Annotated in this window: 15 protein-coding genes; 14 read left to right on the top strand and 1 reads right to left on the bottom strand. The window is 33.6% G+C overall.

Annotated features, from left to right (window positions below):
* Nucleotides 1-17: 17 nt before the first annotated feature.
* From K6T82_RS20790 to K6T82_RS20725, 14 genes are all read left to right on the top strand, one after another.
* The gene (locus K6T82_RS20790) at nucleotides 18-1,163 is read left to right on the top strand and encodes a pyridoxal phosphate-dependent aminotransferase (protein WP_223710238.1); all 1,146 of its coding nucleotides are present in this window, start codon (nucleotides 18-20) and stop codon (nucleotides 1,161-1,163) included.
* Nucleotides 1,164-1,326: 163 nt separating this feature from the next.
* Nucleotides 1,327-2,184: a prephenate dehydrogenase gene (locus tag K6T82_RS20785; RefSeq protein ID WP_223710236.1), complete on the top strand. Its 858-nt coding sequence runs from the start codon at nucleotides 1,327-1,329 to the stop codon at nucleotides 2,182-2,184.
* 12 nt (nucleotides 2,185-2,196) lie between these two features.
* Nucleotides 2,197-3,279 (top strand): bifunctional 3-deoxy-7-phosphoheptulonate synthase/chorismate mutase type II, encoded by a 1,083-nt coding sequence (locus K6T82_RS20780; protein ID WP_223710234.1) that lies wholly within the window; start codon nucleotides 2,197-2,199, stop codon nucleotides 3,277-3,279.
* Nucleotides 3,280-3,649: 370 nt separating this feature from the next.
* A complete protein-coding gene (locus K6T82_RS20775; RefSeq protein ID WP_223710231.1) occupies nucleotides 3,650-7,240 on the top strand; it encodes a VIT domain-containing protein in 3,591 nt (1,196 codons plus the stop codon).
* 138 nt (nucleotides 7,241-7,378) lie between these two features.
* The gene (rsgA, locus tag K6T82_RS20770) at nucleotides 7,379-8,356 is read left to right on the top strand and encodes a ribosome small subunit-dependent GTPase A (protein WP_223710229.1); all 978 of its coding nucleotides are present in this window, start codon (nucleotides 7,379-7,381) and stop codon (nucleotides 8,354-8,356) included.
* A gap of 124 nt (nucleotides 8,357-8,480) precedes the next feature.
* Nucleotides 8,481-8,933 (top strand): D-aminoacyl-tRNA deacylase, encoded by a 453-nt coding sequence (dtd, locus tag K6T82_RS20765; RefSeq protein ID WP_223710227.1) that lies wholly within the window; start codon nucleotides 8,481-8,483, stop codon nucleotides 8,931-8,933.
* 64 nt (nucleotides 8,934-8,997) lie between these two features.
* On the top strand, nucleotides 8,998-10,905 hold the full coding sequence (locus K6T82_RS20760) for a DUF3857 domain-containing protein (protein WP_223710225.1): 1,908 nt from the start codon (nucleotides 8,998-9,000) through the stop codon (nucleotides 10,903-10,905).
* Nucleotides 10,906-10,943: 38 nt separating this feature from the next.
* Nucleotides 10,944-12,956, top strand: coding sequence for a transglutaminase domain-containing protein (locus K6T82_RS20755; protein WP_223710223.1), 2,013 nt, complete (start codon nucleotides 10,944-10,946; stop codon nucleotides 12,954-12,956).
* A 1-nt stretch (nucleotide 12,957) separates the two neighbouring features.
* Nucleotides 12,958-14,949 carry a DUF3857 domain-containing protein gene (locus K6T82_RS20750; RefSeq protein ID WP_223710220.1) on the top strand — a complete coding sequence of 664 codons (1,992 nt, stop codon included), beginning with the start codon at nucleotides 12,958-12,960 and terminating at the stop codon, nucleotides 14,947-14,949.
* 2 nt (nucleotides 14,950-14,951) lie between these two features.
* Nucleotides 14,952-15,278 carry a nucleotide pyrophosphohydrolase gene (locus tag K6T82_RS20745; protein ID WP_012022600.1) on the top strand — a complete coding sequence of 109 codons (327 nt, stop codon included), beginning with the start codon at nucleotides 14,952-14,954 and terminating at the stop codon, nucleotides 15,276-15,278.
* A 99-nt stretch (nucleotides 15,279-15,377) separates the two neighbouring features.
* Entirely contained in the window at nucleotides 15,378-16,607 is a 1,230-nt protein-coding gene (gene aroA / locus K6T82_RS20740; RefSeq protein ID WP_223710218.1) for a 3-phosphoshikimate 1-carboxyvinyltransferase, read from the top strand.
* A 529-nt stretch (nucleotides 16,608-17,136) separates the two neighbouring features.
* Complete coding sequence (gene queA / locus K6T82_RS20735) at nucleotides 17,137-18,186, top strand: tRNA preQ1(34) S-adenosylmethionine ribosyltransferase-isomerase QueA (protein WP_223710216.1); 1,050 nt, start codon at nucleotides 17,137-17,139, stop codon at nucleotides 18,184-18,186.
* 516 nt (nucleotides 18,187-18,702) lie between these two features.
* Nucleotides 18,703-19,977 (top strand): kynureninase, encoded by a 1,275-nt coding sequence (kynU, locus tag K6T82_RS20730; protein WP_223710214.1) that lies wholly within the window; start codon nucleotides 18,703-18,705, stop codon nucleotides 19,975-19,977.
* Between the two features lie 253 nt (nucleotides 19,978-20,230).
* Nucleotides 20,231-20,671 carry a YMGG-like glycine zipper-containing protein gene (locus K6T82_RS20725; RefSeq protein WP_223710212.1) on the top strand — a complete coding sequence of 147 codons (441 nt, stop codon included), beginning with the start codon at nucleotides 20,231-20,233 and terminating at the stop codon, nucleotides 20,669-20,671.
* Between the two features lie 57 nt (nucleotides 20,672-20,728).
* Here K6T82_RS20725 and K6T82_RS20720 read toward each other — a convergent pair whose 3' ends face one another.
* Nucleotides 20,729-22,525 carry a hypothetical protein gene (locus tag K6T82_RS20720; RefSeq protein ID WP_223710211.1) on the bottom strand — a complete coding sequence of 599 codons (1,797 nt, stop codon included), beginning with the start codon at nucleotides 22,523-22,525 and terminating at the stop codon, nucleotides 20,729-20,731.
* Between the last annotated feature and the right edge of the window lie 94 nt (nucleotides 22,526-22,619).

The raw sequence follows: 22,619 nt of genomic DNA, 5'->3' as shown, positions 1-22,619 counted from the left end.
CAAATTAAATATAAATCATGATTACAACAGCAAAACGATTAGACACAGTTGAAGAATACTACTTCTCATCAAAACTAAGAGAAGTGAGACAACTGATGTCTGAAGGAAAATCGATCATCAATATGGGAATTGGAAGCCCTGATTTGAGTCCGTCGAAAGCAGTAATTGAAGCAGTAGCTTCAGCAATTCAGGACGAGAATGGGCATGGTTATCAAAGCTATCAGGGATTACCAGAAATGAGGCAGGCGATGGCAGATTTTTATCAAAATCAGTTTGGTGTTGAAGTGAATCCGAATAATGAGATTTTACCGCTCATGGGTTCAAAAGAAGGAATAATGCATATTTCGCTTGCATTTTTAAATCCAGGCGATCATGTTTTAATTCCGAATCCAGGTTATCCAACTTATACTTCGGTAACCAATTTGGTAGAAGCAGTTCCAGTTTATTATGATTTGAAAGAAGAAAATGCATGGGAACCAGACTTCGAAGCTTTAGAAAAATTAGATCTTTCGAAAGTAAAATTAATGTGGCTGGGTTATCCGCACATGCCGACAGGAGCTAGAGGAAGTTTAGCGTTATTTGAAAAATTGGTTGCTTTTGCTAAAAAACACAACATATTATTGATTAATGATAATCCGTATAGTTTTGTTTTGAATGATAATCCGATGAGTTTATTGCAAGTTGAAGGTGCGAAAGAAGTGGCTTTAGAACTAAACTCTTTAAGTAAAACATTCAATATGGCAGGTTGGAGAGTCGGAATGGTTTTAGGAAATCCTGAAATTATCGATGCGGTTCTAAAAGTAAAAAGCAACATGGACAGCGGTATGTTCTACGGAATTCAAAAAGGAGCAATTGCAGCTTTAAAATGTGATAAATCTTGGTTTGAAGATCAAAACAAAATTTACAAACGCCGTAGAGAATTGACCGAAAAACTAGCAGAAAAATTAAACTGCAAAGTATATAAAGAGGGAGTTGGGCTTTTTGTTTGGGCTAAACTTCCAGAAGGAATAGAATCAGCAGAGAAGTTCATTGACGAAATATTATATGAGAAACATATTTTCATTACACCGGGAACCATTTTTGGAAGCAACGGTGAAGGATATATCAGATTCTCATTATGTGTGAAAGAAGAAAAAGTACAAGAAGCGATTGATCGATTTTAGTATTAAGATTTTAGAATCAAGAATCAAGATTTTTTGACATAGTTTGTCAGGCTGAGCGAAGTCGAAGCCACTTGCCAATAGGAGCGCCCTTCGACTCCGCTCAGGGTGACAGAAGGTCAAAAGTTGGAATTTGGAATTTTAAAACTTGGAATTTTAAAAAATTATGAAAGTATACGTAATAGGAATAGGATTAATAGGCGGTTCGATGGTGCTGGACATCAAAGAAAAACATCCGACTGCGACTATTTTCGGAATTGACAATAACGAAAAACATTTGCAAGAAGCAATTGACTTGGGCGTTATTGATGAAGCGGGAAGCTTTGAAGATTTACAAAAAGCAGATTTTGTAATCGTATCAGTTCCGGTAGATGTTGCACTGACAGTTTTGCCGAAAGTTCTGGATGCAGTTGGAGACAAAACGATCGTCTTTGAAGTAGGATCGACTAAAAAGCCAATTTGTGATATAGTGGCAAATCATCCGAAAAGAAGAAATTTTATTGCCACGCATCCAATTGCAGGAACAGAGTTTTCTGGACCTTCAGCAGCAATAAAAGGTTTGTTTAACGGAAAAACAAATATTATTTGTGAAGTGGAAAAAACCGCTTTCAAATTGCAAGAAAAAGCGTTGCAACTTTTTAGCGAAATCGGAATGAGAATTCGATATATGGATCCTGTTTCGCATGACAAACACATTGCTTACGTTTCGCATTTATCGCACATTAGTTCGTTTATGCTTGGAAAAACAGTAATGATCAAAGAAAAAGACGAACAAGATATTTTTGATATGGCGGGAAGTGGATTTGAAAGTACCGTTCGTCTAGCAAAAAGTTCACCCGCGATGTGGACACCAATTTTTAAACAAAACAAAGAATACGTTCTGGAAACCTTAGAAGGGTATATTGCAAATTTAACTCAGTTTAGAGATTTGCTGGCAGACGACAATTACAACGCCATTTTTGAAGAAATGGAAAGTGTAAATAAAATTAGAGAAATATTAAACGGAATAACTATAAAAAAGTAAACTATAAAAACGATGGAAAATAAAAAAGAAATGAGAAAGTGGTTAGAAGATTTCAATTTAAATCACCCACTTGTGATAGCTGGACCTTGTAGTGCAGAAACTGAAGATCAAGTTTTGAAAATCGCTCACGAATTAAAAGATTCAAAAGTTAGCGTATTCAGAGCTGGAATCTGGAAACCAAGAACTCGTCCGGGAGGATTTGAAGGTGTTGGTGAAATTGGATTAAAATGGTTACAAAAAGCTAAAGCTGAAACTGGTTTATTAATGGGTACTGAAGTTGCAACTGCAGCACACTGTAAACTAGCTTTAGAACACGATATCGACGTATTATGGGTTGGTGCACGTACAACTGCAAACCCTTTCGCAGTTCAAGAAATTGCAGATACTTTAAAAGGAACTGATAAAATTGTTTTGGTGAAAAACCCAGTAAACCCAGATTTGGCTTTATGGTTAGGTGGTGTTGAGCGTTTACACATGGCAGGTATCGAGAAATTAGGTGTTATTCACAGAGGTTTCTCTACTTACGAAAAAACAAAATACAGAAACATTCCAGAATGGCAAATTGCTATCGAATTGCAAAATAAATTCCCTGATTTGCCATTAATCATCGATCCATCTCACATTACTGGAAACCGTAATATGATTTTCGAAGTAACTCAAGAGGCTTTAGATTTGAATTACGATGGTATGATCATCGAAACGCATTTCGACCCAGATAACGCTTGGTCTGATGCTGCGCAACAAGTAACTCCAGACGCTTTGAAACAAATCATTAAAGATTTGACAATCAGAAAAACGGATGATACTACAGACGAGTACAGCCAAAAAATGACAAAATTAAGAGCTAACATCGACGTTTTGGATGCTAACTTATTAGAGTTGTTAGGAAAACGTATGAAAGTTGCTGATGAAATTGGTCAAGTGAAAAAAGACGCAAACGTTGCAATTCTTCAAAACAACCGTTGGAACGAAATCTTAGGAAAAATGATTTTAGAAGGTGAGAAAAAAGGTCTTACCGAAGAATTCGTTTTGAGAATGTTCAAAGCAATTCACCAAGAAAGTATTGGTCACCAAGAGAAAATCTTCAACGCATAATTTTCTTCAAAATATAATTATGATATAAGTTAATTTAGAATCTTTTGAACTTTGTTTTTAAGTTTTCTTATAGCATAATTTGCATTAGATTGTTTTTTGTAAAATCTCCATCACTTAAGTAAGAAGTGGTGGAGATTTTTGTTTTTAGGCATAGCCCAAGGTTTTAACTTTGGGGCGTTTGGTATCCTAATTTTAGATCTTCATTTTTTATTTCTAATCTTTGTCTCCCAAGGTTGAAATCTTGGGTTATGTTGCTCTCGATGATTATATTTTCTTCTATAACTTATATGGTTTAAATTTTTTTAGATGCTTCCCAACCTTTTTTATTTTTTTACTCTCTATATGAATATACAATCTTAACTTTCGAGTCATGAAATCAAAAATGTTTATGCCAGTAAATTTTCAATCCAGTTTGAAACTGTTAGTTGTTCTATTTTTTTTAGGAACAAAAATCTTTGCGCAGAGTCCAGAATTGACAGTCAAAGGTGATGATGCTGAGAAAGTCAGAATGAGCCAGCTAAAGGTTAATGTGAAAATTGTGGGCAATATTGCTTATACCACTGCTGAGATGCATTTTTTCAACTCTGGAACTCGTCAGATGGAAGCAGAGCTTATTTTCCCGTTGCCTGAAAATGTTTCGGTTTCAAGATATGCGATTGATATTAATGGAAAATTACGAGAAGCTGTTCCAGTAAATAAAAATAAAGGAAAACAGGTTTTTGAAGCCATCGAGCATCGTCGTGTCGATCCAGGATTGTTGGAAAAAGTCGACGGGAATAATTTTAAAACTAGAATTTATCCGTTAATGCCAAACGGAGAACGAATTGTTGTTATTGGTTATGAAGAAGAACTTTCGGCTTCAGATAAAGATAATTTGGTGTATCAGCTTTTGAGCCGTTATCCAAAAAAGCTGGATAAATTCGAAATCAATGTTTCCGTTTTAGGCGCTGCTGCGAAACCAGTTGTAAGTGGAGAATCTGAAACAGAAATTGTTTTCTCAAAATGGAATCAATCTTTTGAGGCTTCTGAAAAGAAAGAAAACTATCAGCCTTCTGAAAAATTACTTTTTAAAATCCCGATTCAGCAAAATATTCCAAGTGTTGTCATGCAGGATGTTGGCGGTCAATATTATTTCTACGGAAATACTTTTGTGGAAGGAGCAAAAACGGCAAAGAAAACTCCAGCTTCAATTGGTTTGATTTGGGATAATTCGTTAAGCTGTCAAAACTGCGATTTGAAAAAGGAATTGGATTTGTTGGATGCTTATTTTCAGAAGATAAAAAACACAAAAGTGACTTTGTATTTTCTGAATTATACTTTTGAAAAACAAAGAGAATTTGTGATTTCAAACGGAAATTGGACGGAATTAAAAGCTATTTTAGAAAAAACAAGATACGATGGTGGAACTCGTTTTTCACAAATCAATTTTGAAAATCAAGATGAATATTTATTCTTTTCTGACGGATTATCTTCTTTAAGTGAAAATATTCTTCTGAAAACAAAAAAGCCAATTTACGCGATCACTTCTTCAGTTTCTGCCGATTTTGCTTTTCTGAATTTTTCGGCAACAAAAACAGGAGGAAACTTCATCAATTTAAATCAGGCAAATGCGCAAACAGCTTTGGATAAATTGACGAATACGAGTTTGAAATTTCTTGGCATAAAAGAAAACCTGACTTTAACAGATTTATTTCCAATGGAAGGAACTTCGACTTCTGGAAATTTTAGTTTTTCGGGAATTTCTTTGAATCCAAAAAATGAAATTACATTGCTTTTTGGTTATGGAAACGAAGCAGTTTTAGAACGAAAAATAAGTTTAGATGCAACAATCCAAAATACAGCTGATATTAATGTTGAGAAACTTTGGGCGCAGAAAAAGATTGCTAATCTAGAATTGCAATACGCGAAAAATGCAGATGAAATTGAGATGTTAGGAAAGAAATTCGGAATTGTAACCAAAAACACTTCATTGATTGTTCTGGAAAATGTTAGAGATTATATAATGTATGATATTTTGCCACCAGCAGAATTGCGCGCCGAGTTCGATCAAATCAAAAAACAAGAACGTGATGCGACTTTGGCGCAACAAAAAAATAATTGGGAAAATATCGAAAGTTACTTTAACAGTATAAATGTTTGGTGGAAGCAAAATTTACAATACAGTAAGCCAAAAGCGGTTAAATCTACAGTTGTAAATACAAGATCAAATAATAATGTTTCAAGTACAACTTTAAGAAGAAGTGCCGGAGTTCCTGCCGGATTTGTTTCTGGATTTGTTTTTGATGAAGATGGTGCGCCATTGCCTGGGGTTAACGTTGTGGTACAAGGAGTAAGAGAAGGAGCAGCTACAGATTTTGATGGAAAGTTTTCGGTTAAGGCTTCTGAAAACAGTAATCTTACGTTTAGTTTTATCGGTTATGAGTCTGTCCAAGTGAATGTGCGACGCAATAATCAAATTTCTGTGAGAATGTATCCGAATTCGCATACTTTAAGTGAAGTCGTAACCACTGGATATGGAACAATAAAAGGAGATCCTGATGCCGCATTAACAATTGATGAGCCTGTTGGTACAGGAAGTGCAGTGGTAATTGAGGAAGATAATAATGTATATAATACTGCTCCGCAATCTACAGGAAGACTTATCACAGGTTCGCCTGTAACTGTTGACATAAAAGATAAAAAAGTAGGCAGTGAAAAATTAGAGGAAGCTGTTGTTGTTGTGGGATACGGATCTCAAAAGAAAAGTGACGTAACCGGTGCGGTTGCAAATGCTTCAAAAAGTAAAGATATTTCTCAGGCTTTGGAAGGTAAAGTGGCAGGTGTTCAAATTGGAGAAAATGTGACGGATCTAAATAAAGGTTATTTGTCAAATGATTCGAGAAAACAATTGCTAATTGTTGATGGTCAAGTTTATGCTGGCGAATTGACGGATTTAAATTTAGATGATATCGAATCAGCAGAAGTTGTAAAAGATGCATCAAGAATTGCTGTTTATGGCCCCAGCGGAGCAAATGGAGTCATTATTATAACAACAAAAAAGAAATCGGCAAATAGTGTAGTTCAAACAAAAAGTTGGAATCCAGATCGATTGTATTTAAAAGCTTTGGCATCGGCACCAAAAGAAAAACAATATGATTTGTATTTTGAATTGCGAAAAGCAAATGAAAGAAATCCGAGTTTTTATTTTGATGTGGCACACTTCTTCTACAATCAAGGCGATGTAAAAAAAGCATTGCTAATTGTAAGTAATATTGCCGATTTAGGTTTAGAAAATCATCAGCTTTACAAAACGCTTACGTATACGTTGCGTCAATGGAAAGATTATCAAGATGCTGTTTTTACAGCAAAACAAGTTGTAAAATGGAGAGAGCACGAACCACAAAGTTTAAGAGATTATGCTTTGACACTTGAAGATGCAGGAAAATATCAGCAAGCTTTTGACGAATTAATAAAATCGCTGGAAGTAAATTATTACGGAGAAATGAGCGGTCAATATGAAGGAGTTGAAGATGTTATTCTGATGGATATTAACCGATTAATGGCAGAGCATCCAAATTTGAAAACGGGTAAACTAAACAAAAAATATTTAGCAAAAATGCCAGTTGATATTAGAATTATCATGAACTGGAATTTAATGGATGTCGATTTAGATCTTCATGTAATTGAACCAACTAACGAAGAATGTTATTATGCGCATCCTTCAACACAAATTGGAGGGAGATTTTCTAAAGATTTTACAGAAGGCTATGGTCCAGAGCAATATATCATTCGTAATGCGGTAAAAGGGAAGTATCAAATCAAAACGAATTTCTTTGGAGAAACAGAATTAACTGAAAATGGTCCATCGACAGTTATGGTTGAAATTTACACGACTAAAACTGGAAAAGTGTCAAGAACTTTGAAAACGATTCAGATAGATAAAGTAAAAGAAAATGAAACTCTTGCCGAAATTATCTGGTAAGAACAACAAATTCAAAGCATAGATTTCAAATTTAAAAGGCGAAGTTGCGTTGTTCAATTCTAAAAACGTAATTTTGCCTTTAAATTTTTAGGTTTAAGAGCAATCTAAAATCTAACATCAGAAATCTAAAGTATAAGAATGACAGGAACCGTTTATAAATCTACAGGAAGCTGGTATACCGTAAAATCTGAAAATGGAGATTTTGTGGAATGCCGTATGAAAGGAAAATTCAGGATTAAAGGTATCAAAAGTACCAATCCTATTGCTGTAGGTGATATTGTCGATTATGAATTGGATGAAACTTCGGATGCCATAACAGGAACGATTCATAATATTCATGAACGAAAAAACTATATCGTTCGTAAGTCGGTTAATTTGTCTAAACAGATTCATATCATTGCTTCTAATATTGATCAGGTTTTTTTATTGGTTACAATTGATAATCCGCCAACAACTACTAGTTTTATTGATCGTTTCTTGGTTACTGCTGAAGCTTACGGAATTGAAGCAATCTTAATTTTTAATAAAATAGATACTTTAAACGATCAGACTTTAGACGATCAGCTTTATTTGCAGCATATTTATCAGGAAATTGGATATAAATGCCTTCGAATTTCTTCAACAGAAAACAAAGGTGTTGACAAGCTGAAAGAAATGATGATTGGTAAAGTAAGTATGTTTTCAGGACATTCGGGAGTAGGGAAATCTACTTTGGTAAATGCAATGGAACCAAGTCTTCATTTAAAAACTTCTGTAATTTCAGAACAAAGCAAACAGGGACAGCACACAACAACTTTTGCCGAAATGTACGATTTGTCTTTTGATGCCAGAATCATCGATACTCCGGGAATTAAAGGTTTTGGAATTGTAGATATGGAACCAACGGAAATTAGTGGTTATTTTCCAGAATTTTTCAAGTTAAAAGATCAATGCAAATTTAATAACTGTCTACATAAAGAAGAACCTCATTGTGCCATAAAAGCAGCTTTAGAAAAAGACGAAATTGCTTGGTCACGTTACAACAGTTATCTAAAAATCCTCGAAGGTGACGAAGAGCATTATCGTACGGACACGTATGGTGAAGATCGCGCTGCGAGTGATGAAACCCGCAAATAATTGTAAATTGTAAATTGTCAATTCCAATTTGCATTGTAGAGATGCACCGCAGTGCATCTAACGTCTAGAAAAAATCTTTAAAATCCCTTTAATCTGTGGCATAAAACCATAATTCACAATTATAATGAGAGTAGTAATTCAGAGAGTTTCAGAGGCATCAGTTACAGTTGAAGGTCAAAAAACAGCTGATATTCAAAAAGGTTTATTGGTTTTAGTTGGAATCGAGGATGCCGATACTCAAGAAGACATTGATTGGCTTGCGGGTAAAATCGTAAAAATGCGAATCTTTGGAGACGAAAATGATGTGATGAACTGCTCTGTTCAGGATGTTGACGGCGATATTATAGTTGTAAGTCAATTTACACTTCACGCGTCTACAAAAAAAGGAAACCGTCCTTCTTATATAAAAGCGTCAAAACCTGACTTCGCCATTCCGATGTATGAGAAGTTTGTTGAAGCTTTAGAAATCGAATTTCAAAAGAAAATTCAAACCGGAATTTTTGGTGCAGACATGAAAGTTAGTCTACTCAATGATGGTCCGGTTACCATTCTAATAGACAGTAAAAACAGAGAGTAAAATTTTGCTAAACATTTGTTAAGATTTTCTAAAAATAATATATATTTGATGAAAAAACTTACTAATGAAAAAACTTTTTTGCGCATTATTTTTTCTCATTTTTATTTTCAATTCTTCCGCTCAAAAAGGTGATTATTTGCTGTTTACCGTTGCAGATAGTTTAAAAGAAAATGCCAACGCTGTTGTTCGTTTAGATCAAAGAGATATCGTGATTACTTCTCAAAGAAGTATGAATATCAAAGTGCAAAGAGTTGTATCGGTTTTAAATAATAAAGGCATGGAAGAAGTTGATGCCTATCAGTACTATGACAAATCGACTTCAGTAAAAAATATAGAGGCCACTGTTTACGATGCCTTTGGTAAAGAAATCAAAAAAATCAAACGAAAAGATTTTATTGATCGAAGTGCAGTAGATGGAGGAACTATTTTTTCCGACAACCGAATTTTATACTTAGATTATACTCCAATATCATATCCATTTACAGTTGTTTATAATTGTGAATATCAAACTTCAAATACCGCTGCAATTCCTTCATGGCGTCCACTTGGCGGATATTTTGTCAGCGTAGAAAAAAGTGCGGTAAATGTTACTTTTCCACAAGCTTTAGGATTTAGAAAAAAAGAATTTTTGCTTTCTATGTTTAACATTCAAAAAACAGTAGAAACAGATACACAACTCTCTTACGTAGCGTCTAATATTCCTGCTCAAAAACCCGAAGAGTACAGTCCGATTTTTTCAAAATTATATCCCAAAGTAATGATGGGGCTGGAATTCTTCAATTTAGAAGGTGTCGATGGTAATGCGAAAGACTGGAAAGAATATGGAAAATGGTTTTCTGAAAAAATTCTAACAGCGACTACAACACTTCCCGAAGAAACAAAAGCGAAAATGAAAGCTTTGGTTGGAGAGGAAAAAGATCCAATAAAAAAAGCCAGAATCATTTATAAATACGTTCAAGAAAAGTCCAGATATGTTAGTATTCAGGTTGGTATTGGTGGTTTTAAACCCATGTTGGCGCAAGATGTAGATCGTTTGGGTTATGGTGATTGTAAAGCGCTTTCCAACTACACGAGAGCACTTCTGAGTGCAGTAGATGTGCCGTCTTATTATACAGAATTATATGGTGACAGAAGTCCGATTGATATAGAAGAAGACTTCTTTTCTATTCAGGGAAATCACGCTATTCTTTGTGTGCCCGATGGAAATAAGTATGTTTTTTTAGAATGCACCAGTCAGAGCAATCCTTTTGGTTATCAGGCGAATTTTACAGACGATAGAAATGTGATTGTCATAAAACCCGAGGGAGCTGAAATAATTCGAACGAAAAATTACGAATCGAACGAAAATACACAAAACAGCAAAGGCTATTATACTATCGATCAAAATGGTTCTTTTTCAGGAAAAATTGCTATAGTTTCTCAAGGATCACAGTATGGAAGCAAAGAGAGAGTAGTACGATTGCTGCCTGAAGAAAAAGACAAGCATTATAAAAATTACTGGAGCAATATAAACAACCTGAAACTTGAAAAAATCTCATTTTCTGATGATAAAGAAAAAATCATTTTTACAGAAAATATTCAGTTAAACGCAAGTAATTATGGAAATATCACAGGAAACAAAATTCTATTTACTGTAGATGCATTCAATCAAAATACAGAAAATGTACGACGCATCAGAAACAGGAAAAATCCATTTCAAATTTTGCATGGTTATTTTGATACAGATGAAATTGAAATCAATCTTCCAGAAGGTTTCAGTATCGAATTTCTTCCTTCAAATTATGAATTGAAAGGAAAATTTGGCGAGTATAAAACCGAAATCATAAAAAAAGAAAACAACAAACTGACTTACAAAAGATCGATGTTTTTAAATAAAGGAAAATATTCAAATAAAGAATATGATGAATATCGATTATTTATGGAGCAGGTTTCCAGAAATGACAATGCCAAAATAATACTAACCAAGAATTAAAAGAATCATAACCCAAAAAAACAAACCAAAAATTACCAATGAAAATTATTAAACTACTTAGCTTATCTGTGGTTTTATTTGTCGCCCCCAAAGCGATTTCACAGGAATTTAAATTAGGAAAAGTCTCTATTGCAGAATTACAACAGAAAGTTCATCCTAAAGACTCTTCGGCAGCAGCTGCTATTTTGTACAAAAAAGGTGTATCCAGAATGCAATTTGATCCAAATGAAGGTTTTTGCATGATTACCGACGTAGAAGCTCGTATCAAAATTTACAAAAAAGAAGGGTATGAATGGGCCAATCAAAATGTTTGGTATTATAATTATACGGGCTTAAAAGAAAAAGTCTTTTTTAGTGATGCAGTTACCTATAATCTGGTTGATGGTAAAATTGAGAAAACAAAACTGAAAAGTGATGGAACTTTTGATGAGGTTTTGTCAAAATTTAGAGGGCAAAAAAAGATTACAATGCCCAATGTAAAAGAAGGTTCGGTTATTGAATATCATTATTCAATAAAATGCCCGAGTGACGGAATAATTCGTGACTGGGATTTTCAAACTTCAATTCCAGTAAACTATTCTGAATTTAAAGTGGCTTATCCAGAATATTATGTTTTTAAACCAAGACAAAAAGGGTATATATTTCCTAAAATTACAACCGCAAAAAATTCTAAAAACATTATCATAAATAGTAAAGAAAGAGGTGATGGAAATGTAACCAGAACTGAATTTTACAATGATAAAATAGATTACACAGAAACAGAAGTTACCTATGTTGCACAAGATTTTCCTGCTTTAAAAGAAGAAGATTTTGTAAACAATATTGACAATTATACTTCAAGTGTCGAACATGAATTGTCTTTGGTACAATTTCCAAACCGACCAGTAAAAGAGTTTTCTACAGACTGGAATTCAGTTGTGAAAACAATTTACGAGTACGACGATTTTGGTCCTGAATTAAATAAAACAGGTTATTTTGAAGAAGATCTGAAAAAAAATCTTTCAGGCATTACCAATCAGAATGAGAAAATCTGGGCTATTCTAAATTATGTAAAAAGCAACGTGAAATGGAATGGTTACACAGGTTATAACTGTGACAATGGTGTAAGGAAGGCATACAAAGAGAAAACTGGAAATATTGCAGATATCAACTTAATGCTAACTGCAATGCTTCGTTCGGAAGGTTTTACGGCAAATCCGGTTTTGGTAAGTACACGTTCTAACGGAATTGCTTTGTTTCCTAATCGAAACGCTTTTAATTATGTTGTTTCGGCTGTCGAAACTCCAGAAGGTTATATTTTATTAGATGCAACTTATAAGTATTCAACCCCAAATGTTCTTCCGTTTAGGACTTTAAACTGGTTTGGTCGATTAATTAGAAAAAATGGTTCATCGGAACAAATTGATTTAATGCCTCATAAATCATCAAACGATATTGTTTTTATGACTTACGATATTGACGGTGAAGGTAAAGTGTCAGGAAAAGCCAGAAGACAATGTACAGATTACAAAGCGATGCTAAGCAGAGAAAGCTTCGAAAAATCGAAACAAGAAGAATACCTAGAAAAACTAGAAGAAAACAATAGAAAAATCGAAGTAAGCGAATATTCCAGAACAAACGAAAAAGAGCTATTGTCTCCAACAATTGAATCTTATTCTTTTAAAGGAGGTGATTTATCTGAGGTTATTGGTGGTAAAATATATGTCAATCCAATGTTGTTTTTTGCTCAGGAAAAAAATCCTTTTAAACAGGAAGTAAGAGAATATCAAGTAGATTTTGGTTATCCGTTTCAGGATAAATTTAATATTACTATTAAAATTCCGGATGGTTTTACTGTAGAATCGTTACCGCAAGCGGTCGCTTATAATATGGAAAGCAATTTAGGAAGCTTCAAATTTAATATTTTGGCGACTGATAACATTTTGCAATTAATGGTTGTAAATCAAATTAACGAGCCAATCATTAGTACAGATCAATATGAAATGTTGAAAGAATACTACAAAGGAGTAATTGCAAAACAGACAGAAAAAATTGTTTTAAAACGCATTTAAGATGATAATAAGATCAGTTCTGTTTTGTGTTGCATTATTTTGGATTACAACTAATACCCAAGCTCAGAAATATGAGCTTGGAAAAGTTACTGTTGCCGAACTAGAGGAAAAAATACATCCTGTAGATTCTTCGGCTCCTGCCGCAATTTTATTCAAAAAAGGAAAAACAGTTTTTACTTATAATGATAAAGTTGGTTTTTCTGCCACTCATACTTATGAATTTAAAATTAAAATTTATAAAAAAGAAGGTTTGAAGTGGGCAGACCAAAAAGTCCATTATTATGTAGGTTATCAGAATTTGAATGAAGATTTGTTAGAATTTTCGAATGCCGCAACATACAATTTAGAAAATGGTAAGGTTGTGAAAACAAAACTCGAAAACCAAGGCACATTCAAAAAGAAATTAAATGAATATTGGAACGAAAAGACAATTACGCTTCCAAATGTCAAAGTCGGATCTGTAATAGAATATAAATATGTTTTAAAATCGGAAAATATTGGAGAGTTTCCAGATTTTGATTTTCAGTTTGATATTCCGGTAAATTATTTTGAATACAAAACAGAGTTTCCTGAATTCTATATTTACAAAACACTTTTAGTGGGGAATAGCAAGATTGAAAGTGATTCGAAATTCAGCAATGGAAGCCAAAGTTTTGCCAATGAATATGGTCAAACCAGAAACTTGACTTATAAACAAATTGACGCCTTCTATTCTGGGAAAAATATTCCTGCCTTGTTAATAGAACCTTATATTAATAATCTGGAAAACTATAGAGGAACAATCAAGCATGAACTAGAGCGTATTAGAATGCCTGAACAGCCTGTTAAAGATTTGACAATAACGTGGGAAGGCGTTGCAACATCAATTTTTAAAGATGACAATTTTGGTAAAGAATTAAGTAAAAAAGACTTCCTGCTTGATGATGTAAAAAAATTACTGACCAATGTTGAGTCTTTGGAAGAAAGAACAAATATCATTTTTAAATTCGTTCAGAACAAAATGAATTGGAATGAAATTAATAGCTGTTTTTCAAAGAAAGGAATTGAAAAAGCATACAAAGAACAGACAGGAAATGTAGCCGAAATTAATTTCATTTTAATCAATATGCTTAAGTTGGCGGGTGTAGATGCAAATCCGGTTTTAGTGAGTACGATTGAAAATGGGATACCGGTTTATCCAACCCGAACAGGATTCAATTATTTAATTGCATCTGCAGAAATCGACGGGAAACAAATTTTACTTGATGCATCCAGAAAATATACATCGCCTAATATTTTGCCATTAAATGTTTTAAATTGGAAAGGAAGATTAATTAAAAGCGATGGAAGCTCTAAAGAAATTGGCTTGGTTCCGATTAGAGCCTCAAAAGAAAATTCAAGTATATCTGCAGTAATAAATGCAAACGGAAAGATAGATGGTAAAATAAGAATTCAGCGTACAGATTATGATGCCTATAATTTTAGAATTCAGAATGCCACTAAAAATCAGGAAAATTATATCGAAAAACTCGAACAGCAACTGGGAGACCTGAAAATTTCTGATTATGCAGTCACAAATAAAAATACCAATCTTTCAGATCCGATTACCGAAATATTTGCTTTTGAAACCAATAATTTTGTTGAGAGTATTGGAGGAAAACTATTTGTTAATCCGATGTTGTTTTTTTCCAAAACAAAAAATCCTTTTACTCAGGAAAAAAGACAAATGGGAATTTATTTTGGTTATCCAAACCAGGAAAAAATTCTTGTCAATTTGGAAATTCCAGAAGGATATGTTGTAGAAACACTTCCCAAACCAGCGAAATATACATTTCAGGATAATTCGATTATTGTGATGATGAATGTTATGAATGAAGGAAATAAAATTCAATTTAGTTTTTCTAAAGAAATAAACGGTAGTATTTTTGCGGCAGAAGACTATGAATCTCTTAAAATGCTTTTTCAAAGTATGATCGTAAGTCTTGATCAAAAAATTGTTCTAAAAAAAGCTTAAAAATGGACTTGAAAAATGCTCAGTTAGATGTAGACACCTGGATTAAAGAACACGGTGTACGTTATTTTAACGAATTGACAAATATGGCGCAACTTACAGAAGAAGTTGGGGAAGTGGCCAGAATCATTGCGCGCCGTTATGGAGAACAATCCGAGAAAGAAAGTGATAAGAACAAAGACTTAGGCGAAGAGTTAGCCGATGTAGTTTTTGTTGTTCTTTGTCTTGCCAACCAAACCGGAATAGATTTACAAGCCGCTTTTGATAAAAAAATGGATTTAAAATCAGTTCGTGACAAAGACCGTCATAAAAACAATGATAAATTGAAATAATTGTGAAATATCAATGGTGAATTTTGATTTAAAGACAAGGAGTGGTAAATTGCACGATTGAATTTAGGAACTCCTAATTCGCTAATCATAATTACTATCATGAATTTAAAATTAAGCACGAATTCAATATTCACCATTGATGATTCGCAACTCAATATTACAGGATCAAAAAGCGAAACAAATCGTTTATTGTTACTGAAAGCACTATTTCCAAATATTACTTTAGCCAATACATCCAACTCAGATGATAGTGAAGTAATGCAAAAAGCTTTGGCAGGAAACGACGAAATTGTAGACATACACCACGCAGGAACTGCAATGCGTTTTCTTACAGCTTATTTTTCTGTTAATGAAGGCAGAGAAGTAGTTTTAACAGGTTCTAGCAGAATGCAGGAGCGCCCAATTAAAATTTTGGTCGAAGCTTTGTCACAATTAGGAGTGGAGGTTTCTTATGAGAAAGAAGTTGGTTATCCGCCAATCAGAATAAAAGGAAAAAAAGTTACAGACTCAAAAGTAACTTTGGCTGCCAATGTAAGTAGCCAATATATTTCGGCACTTTTATTAGTAGCTTCAAAATTAGATAATGGTTTAGAGCTTACTTTAGAAGGAGAAATTACTTCAATTCCATACATCAAAATGACTTTGGCATTGTTAGCCGATTTGGACATTAAAACTAGTTTTGAAGGAAACGTAATTAAGGTTTATCCAAAAGATGCAGTTGAAACAAAAGAAATGGTGGTTGAATCAGATTGGAGTTCGGCTTCTTATTTCTTTAGCCTTGTTGCTTTATCAGATGCAGCAAAAATTACTTTAAGCAGTTATAAAGAAAATAGTTTACAAGGTGATTCTGAATTAGTTTCACTTTACGAAAAAATGGGTGTAAAAACGACTTTCCAAAACAATAAAATGACTTTGGAAAAAGTAGCTGGATTTAATTATCAAGATGTAGATTTTGAATTGAACAATACGCCGGATATCGCACAAACAATCGTTGTAACGTGTTTAGGTTTAGGAATTGGATGTCACCTAACAGGTCTTCATACTTTAAAAATTAAAGAAACAGATAGACTTGAAGCCTTAAAAACAGAACTGACTAAATTGGGAGCCAATATTTCGGTAACGAATGACAGTTTAACTTTAGTAAAGTCAGATGATATTAAACACGATATTCATATTGCAACTTATAATGATCACCGTATGGCAATGGCATTTGCGCCATTAGCAATTAAAGTGCCGATCATTATTGATGATGCAGAAGTGGTTTCTAAATCCTACCCAGATTTCTGGAATGATTTAAAAGCATTAAACTTCCAAATCTCAGAATTGTAATTTTTTGAACCATATAAGTTATATAAGTTCATTTTAGAGAAAGCTAAATACAAAGTTTATAAAATATAGCCTCTGGTTTTAATCAGGGGTTTTTTTATGGATTGAGTTTAGTATAATCATAAAGTTTGTCAGTCTGAGCGAAGTCGAAGACCACGTAAGAAGCTCGACAAAGATTGACGATATATTATTATTGAGTTCCTATTGTGATTTCTCCTTCATCGAAATGACGATAATGCGGGACAAGTTTTTTTATGGATGATTTTTTGTTATCATTCAAATTAAAGATTCCAGTTTAAATGAACTTATATCACTTATATGGTTCAAATATTTTATAAAAGGTTTCAAAAAAGTTAAAATTGACTTAAAGATTCTGTTTTTAAACCATTCAGAAACATCACAAAATCAAGGACTTTTGAAAATAAACGCCAAAACACTTGACAACGCCTATTTCACAATCGTATATTTGCATCCGATTTAAAATTTTAGATAAATAAGTCTAGGATTGATATTTTAAAATCTAACTTCAAATATGAAATTATCACACTTCAATTTCAATTTACCGAAAGAACTTTTAGCTGAATTTCCAGCAGAAAATAGAGATGAATCTCGTTTAATGGTAATTGACCGTCAAAAAAACACTATCGAACATAAAATGTTTAAAGACGTTATCAACTATTTTGATGACGGAGACGTTTTAATTTTAAATAATACAAAAGTTTTCCCTGCACGTTTGTATGGAAACAAAGAAAAAACTGGAGCTAGAATTGAGGTTTTCTTATTAAGAGAATTAAATTCTGAGCAACGTCTTTGGGATGTTTTAGTTGATCCAGCTAGAAAAATCCGTATTGGTAACAAACTTTATTTTGGTGATGACGATTCGTTAGTTGCTGAGGTAATCGACAATACAACTTCTCGTGGTAGAACTTTACGTTTCTTATACGATGGATCTTATGAAGAATTCAGAAACAAATTGACAGAATTGGGAGAAACTCCAATTCCTAAATACATCAACAGAGATGTAACTCCAGAAGATGCTGAAAGATACCAAACGATCTATGCAAAAGAAGAAGGAGCAGTAGCGGCACCAACTGCTGGTTTGCACTTCTCTAAACACCTTTTGAAAAAATTAGAAATCAAAGGAGTGAACTTTGCTGAAGTAACTTTGCACGTTGGTTTAGGTACTTTTAATCCAGTTGAGGTTGAAGATTTATCAAAACACAAAATGGATTCTGAAGAGTTAATCATCAGACAAGAAGCTTGTGATGTTGTAAACGAAGCTAAAGCGAAGAAAAAACGTATTTGTGCGGTTGGAACAACTTCTATGCGTGCAATTGAAAGTTCTGTTTCTTCTGCTAATACTTTAAATCCATACGAAGGATGGACAAATAAATTCATTTTCCCTCCTCACGATTTCAGTATTGCAAACTGTATGATTACAAACTTCCACACACCAAAATCAACTTTATTAATGATGATTTCTGCTTTCTGTGGACACGATTTAATGAAAAAAGCATACGAAGAAGCAATCAAAGAAGGATACAAATTCTATTCTTACGGAGACGCAATGTTAATTCTATAATTAGAATTTATCTTATAAAGAAACCCGACAAGTTTTTAAGACCTGTCGGGTTTTCTGTTTTTATATGGTTTAACGTTTCAAGTTTCAGGTTTCAAGATCGTAGTGAAATTAACCACAAAGAGTGCAAAGAGTTACGCAAAGCACGCTATTTTTTAATTTGTGACGGGCTTTTAATATAATTATTTCGCAATTTATTGAGAACATAGCCCAAGGTTTTAACCTTGGGTACACAAAGATTGGAACACGATACGTACCCATGGTTGAAACCTTGGGCTATGTTTTATATAGAGCTCGCAGAAATGTTTTAACACAAAGCTTTGCGAACTTTGCGTTTGTAAACGTTGACCTTAATAGAAAAATCTTTGCGAACTTTGCGGTTAAATTTCATGAAGCATATCAAACTTGAAACTTGAAACTTGAAACTTGGAACCTGAAACTTGGAACCTGAAACTTGGAACCTGAAACTTTAAACAAAACAAACAATTTTTGTTATTTTAGCAATCAAAACAAAACACAATGACTTTTCAAAATACACGCGAATTTGCACGAGAGCTAGATTCGAAAGACGCATTAAAGCAATATCAAGAACAATTTATTTTTCCTAAAGTAAACGATAAACGAGTTATTTATTTTACAGGAAATTCTTTAGGATTACAACCGAAACGTACCAAAGCTTATATTGATGAAATAATGAACGATTGGGCCGAATTGGCAGTCGAAGGTCATTTTTACGCAGAAAAACCTTGGTGGGATTATCAAGAAAGATTTGCAGAACCGTTGAGTAAAATTGTTGGCGCGCTTCCGTCAGAAGTTACGGTTATGAATACGTTGACGGTAAATCTTCACTTATTGATGGTTTCTTTCTATCAGCCAAAAGGGAAACGTTATAAAATTATCTGCGAAGAGAAAGCTTTTCCTTCAGATCAATATATGTTTCAAAGTCAGGTAAATTTTCACGGATATAAACCAGAAGATGCCATCGTAGAAATAAAAAGAAGAGAAGGAGAACATAATATTCGTCTAGAAGATGTTTTGGCTAAAATCGAAGAAGTTGGTGATGAATTGGCTTTAGTTTTAATTGGCGGAGTAAACTATTATACCGGACAAGTTTTTGATATTAAAACTATAACTGCTGCAGGGCAAAAAGCGGGCGCAAAAGTAGGTTGGGATTTGGCACACGCGGCTGGAAATATCAAATTAGAACTTCACGATTGGAATGTAGATTTTGCTGCTTGGTGCAGTTATAAATATATGAATTCAGGTCCAGGAAATGCTTCTGGCTGCTTTGTTCATGAAAGACATCATAATTCAGATTTGCCAAGATTTGCCGGTTGGTGGGGACATAACAAAGAAAGACGTTTTAAAATGGAACCTAGCTTTGATCCAGTTCACGGAGCAGATGGCTGGCAAATTAGTAATTTACCGGTTTTATCTTTAGCGCCTTATTTGGCTTCTGTAGAAATGTTTGCTGAGGTTGGAATGGAAACTTTAATTGCAAAACGTGATCATATTACTTCTTATTTGGAATTTATTCTTCATGAAATTGATAAAGAAGTAAAAGGAAATTTCGAAATTATTACACCTTCAAATCCAGAAGAAAGAGCTTCACAATTATCTGTTTTTCTACACGGAGAAGGAAGAGCATTGTTTGATTATTTAATGAAAAACGGAGTAATCACAGATTGGCGTGAACCAAATGTAATTCGTTTGGCTCCAGTTCCATTGTATTGCTCTTATGAAGATATGTATGATTTTGGGCAAATCTTGAAAAAAGGAATTTTAGGAAAGTAAAAAATATTTCTCGCAAAGACGCAAGGCGCAAATTTTTTTGAACCATATAAGTAATATAAGATATTTTAAGTTTTTCTTAATTGAACTTATATTACTTATATGGTTTTGTTTTACTAAACTTTGCGTCTTTGCGCCTTTGCGAGATTGAAAAGCCTGTAATGTTTTAATTTTATAAACTTTCAAAAGAATTCTGTAACAATGGATATAGCAGATATTTCGTAATTTGTAGTGTATAATATTAAAAACTACAATCATGAAAGGCTTATATATTTTATTATCAGTTCTATTTTTAGCTTCTTGTCAACAACAACAGAGTAAAGAAGATATAAATAAAGCCAAACAAGCCAGTATTGATTCCATGAAAGTTGAGATTAACAAACAACGTGTTATCGATTCAATGAAGACTGAAATGGCTAAAATAAAAGAAGAGCAAAGAGTTGAATCTGAAAAAGAAAAAGTAGTGGTAGTGCATCAGCAAGCTGCAAATGGAAATACAACAACAACTACTACAAAAAAGAAAGGCTGGAGCGCAACCGCTAAAGGTGCTGTAATTGGTGCCGGTGTTGGTGCTGCAACAGGAGCAATTGTAAGTAAGAAAAAAGGCGAAGGAGCTATTATCGGTGGATTAGCCGGTGCTGCATTAGGAACCGGAACTGGAGCTGTTATTGACAGTAAGAATAAAAAGAAAGAATAATAATTTCGTATAAATAAAAACAAACCCCAAATTAGAAATAATTTGGGGTTTTCAATTTTAAACCAACTCTGAAACGGGAATTTTTATACCAACTAATTCTGATTTACAAGAATCGAGTTGATCAAGATCGCCCTTAAATACTGTCGTCGATTCAAATAAATTTTTATAATACTCAATTCCATCTAACAGATTAGATTTAAAAGTATTCCACTTTTTTTGCTGTGCTGTAGAAAGTTCTTCAGTTAAAGATTGAATTTCATTTCTGAAATACGTTATGTACATTTTAAGTTCTTTAATGAATAAATTAGGGCGATCAGTTCTAATAACTGATTTTCCATGATAGATATGATGCACCATTTCTTTTAAAGAAACTTCTTGATCAAAATAAGCCAAGTTCGGGCCCGGACAAATGACAACGCCTTGTGCCTGACCTTTTACTTTTATATCATTTTCCAAATAAGAAGCATTTGCCAAGCCAACACACAAACAAGATTTCTCGGTGATTTTGATTTTGCTTTTTTCAAATTCATCAGCTGATAAAGAAGATTTCTTTGCTTCAAGTTCTTCCAGTTTTATATCCTGATATTTTTTAGAGGCAGTACAAATTCCATGCGGATCATACTCTTTGCTTAAAGCTAAAAATTTCTTCGGACAAGAACTTCCCGCTTTATTTTCGTGAATTCGTTTTTGTTTTAAAAATTCATTTGTCGTGCCTTTCAAAGTGTTAAAAGGAACTCCCAACGGAGAAATATTGCTCAAATAAAAATCATCTTCTTTGGCTTTCATCAATAAATTGCGAGTTTCCTGATCTACAGATGTTGCTTCAGGAACTAATAAAAACGGTGAACCCCAACCCACAGCATCAACTTTGTATTCATCCAATAAAAACTCATGTTCTTGTGCGGTTCCAACACCACCTTGAACTGTTATTTTTAATTCTAAAGGGTTTTCTGGAAAATGCTGATTTTTTAGCTGTAAAGCCTTAATCATTAAATCGTGTGCAGATTGTACCAATTGTTCTTTTTTCTGCTTGAATTCTTCTAAAATAGTGCCGAGAAGGAGTCCGTCGGTTGCAAAAGCGTGTCCGCCGCAGTTTAATCCGGATTCAATTCGATATTCGGAAACCCAAAGTCCTTTTTTGGCTAAGAAATTTCCTTGAATCATAGCCGATCTAAAATCGCTCACCTTTAAGATGATTTTCTTTTTAAGCTCGTTGTTTTCATCTGGAAAAAAATCTTTGAAGTTTTCGAAATAGCCAAACAATCTCGGATTCATTCCGGCAGAAAGTACAATAGAAGATTCTAGATTGCTTTTTGCAAAACCTCGTAATGCAGCGTGAGCATCATTAAACTCAATAGGAAGTTGTTCGTTTTTGATGAAATTATCTTTATCTAATTTCGTCATAATGTTTACATCGATTTCTCCAGGAAAAAGATTTGTTTCAATGTAATGCTGAATGTTTTCTTTAAAAGCAATTCCGTCGTCTAATAAATTTTGAAATCCTTTTTTAATGTCAGAAGTATTCGGCAGCATCGACATGAAATTATCCAAAGCAGTTTTACTTTCAGCCAATTCCGTTTTAAAGTTTTCGAATTTTTCTTTTACAATTTTGTCAACCAAATTAAGGTAAGAAGTAATTCTTTCGGCACGATAATCATGAAATTTCTGTGTGATTTCTTCGTACGGAATATTGAATTTAGCGCTGTAAAAATTACGCATTTTTTCAATCAAGTCATCATCAGCCAAAGCTATAACAGACGAAATTCCGTACTGCGCCACGCGAATCGGACTGTCAATTGTGTATGCAAGACCCATTACCGGAATGTGAAAGGTATGTAAAGGTGTTTTTGCCATTTGTTTTGAGGTTAAAATAAAGGCAAATATTGAAAAAATGATTTTTTTAAAACCTGATAATTGTCAGGTTTGTAATTTGTTGACAAGTTTTTCC

The sequence above is a fragment of the Flavobacterium potami genome, assembly GCF_020026915.1.
Taxonomy (GTDB): domain Bacteria; phylum Bacteroidota; class Bacteroidia; order Flavobacteriales; family Flavobacteriaceae; genus Flavobacterium; species Flavobacterium potami.
This window is presented reverse-complemented; position numbering and strand designations above follow the sequence as displayed.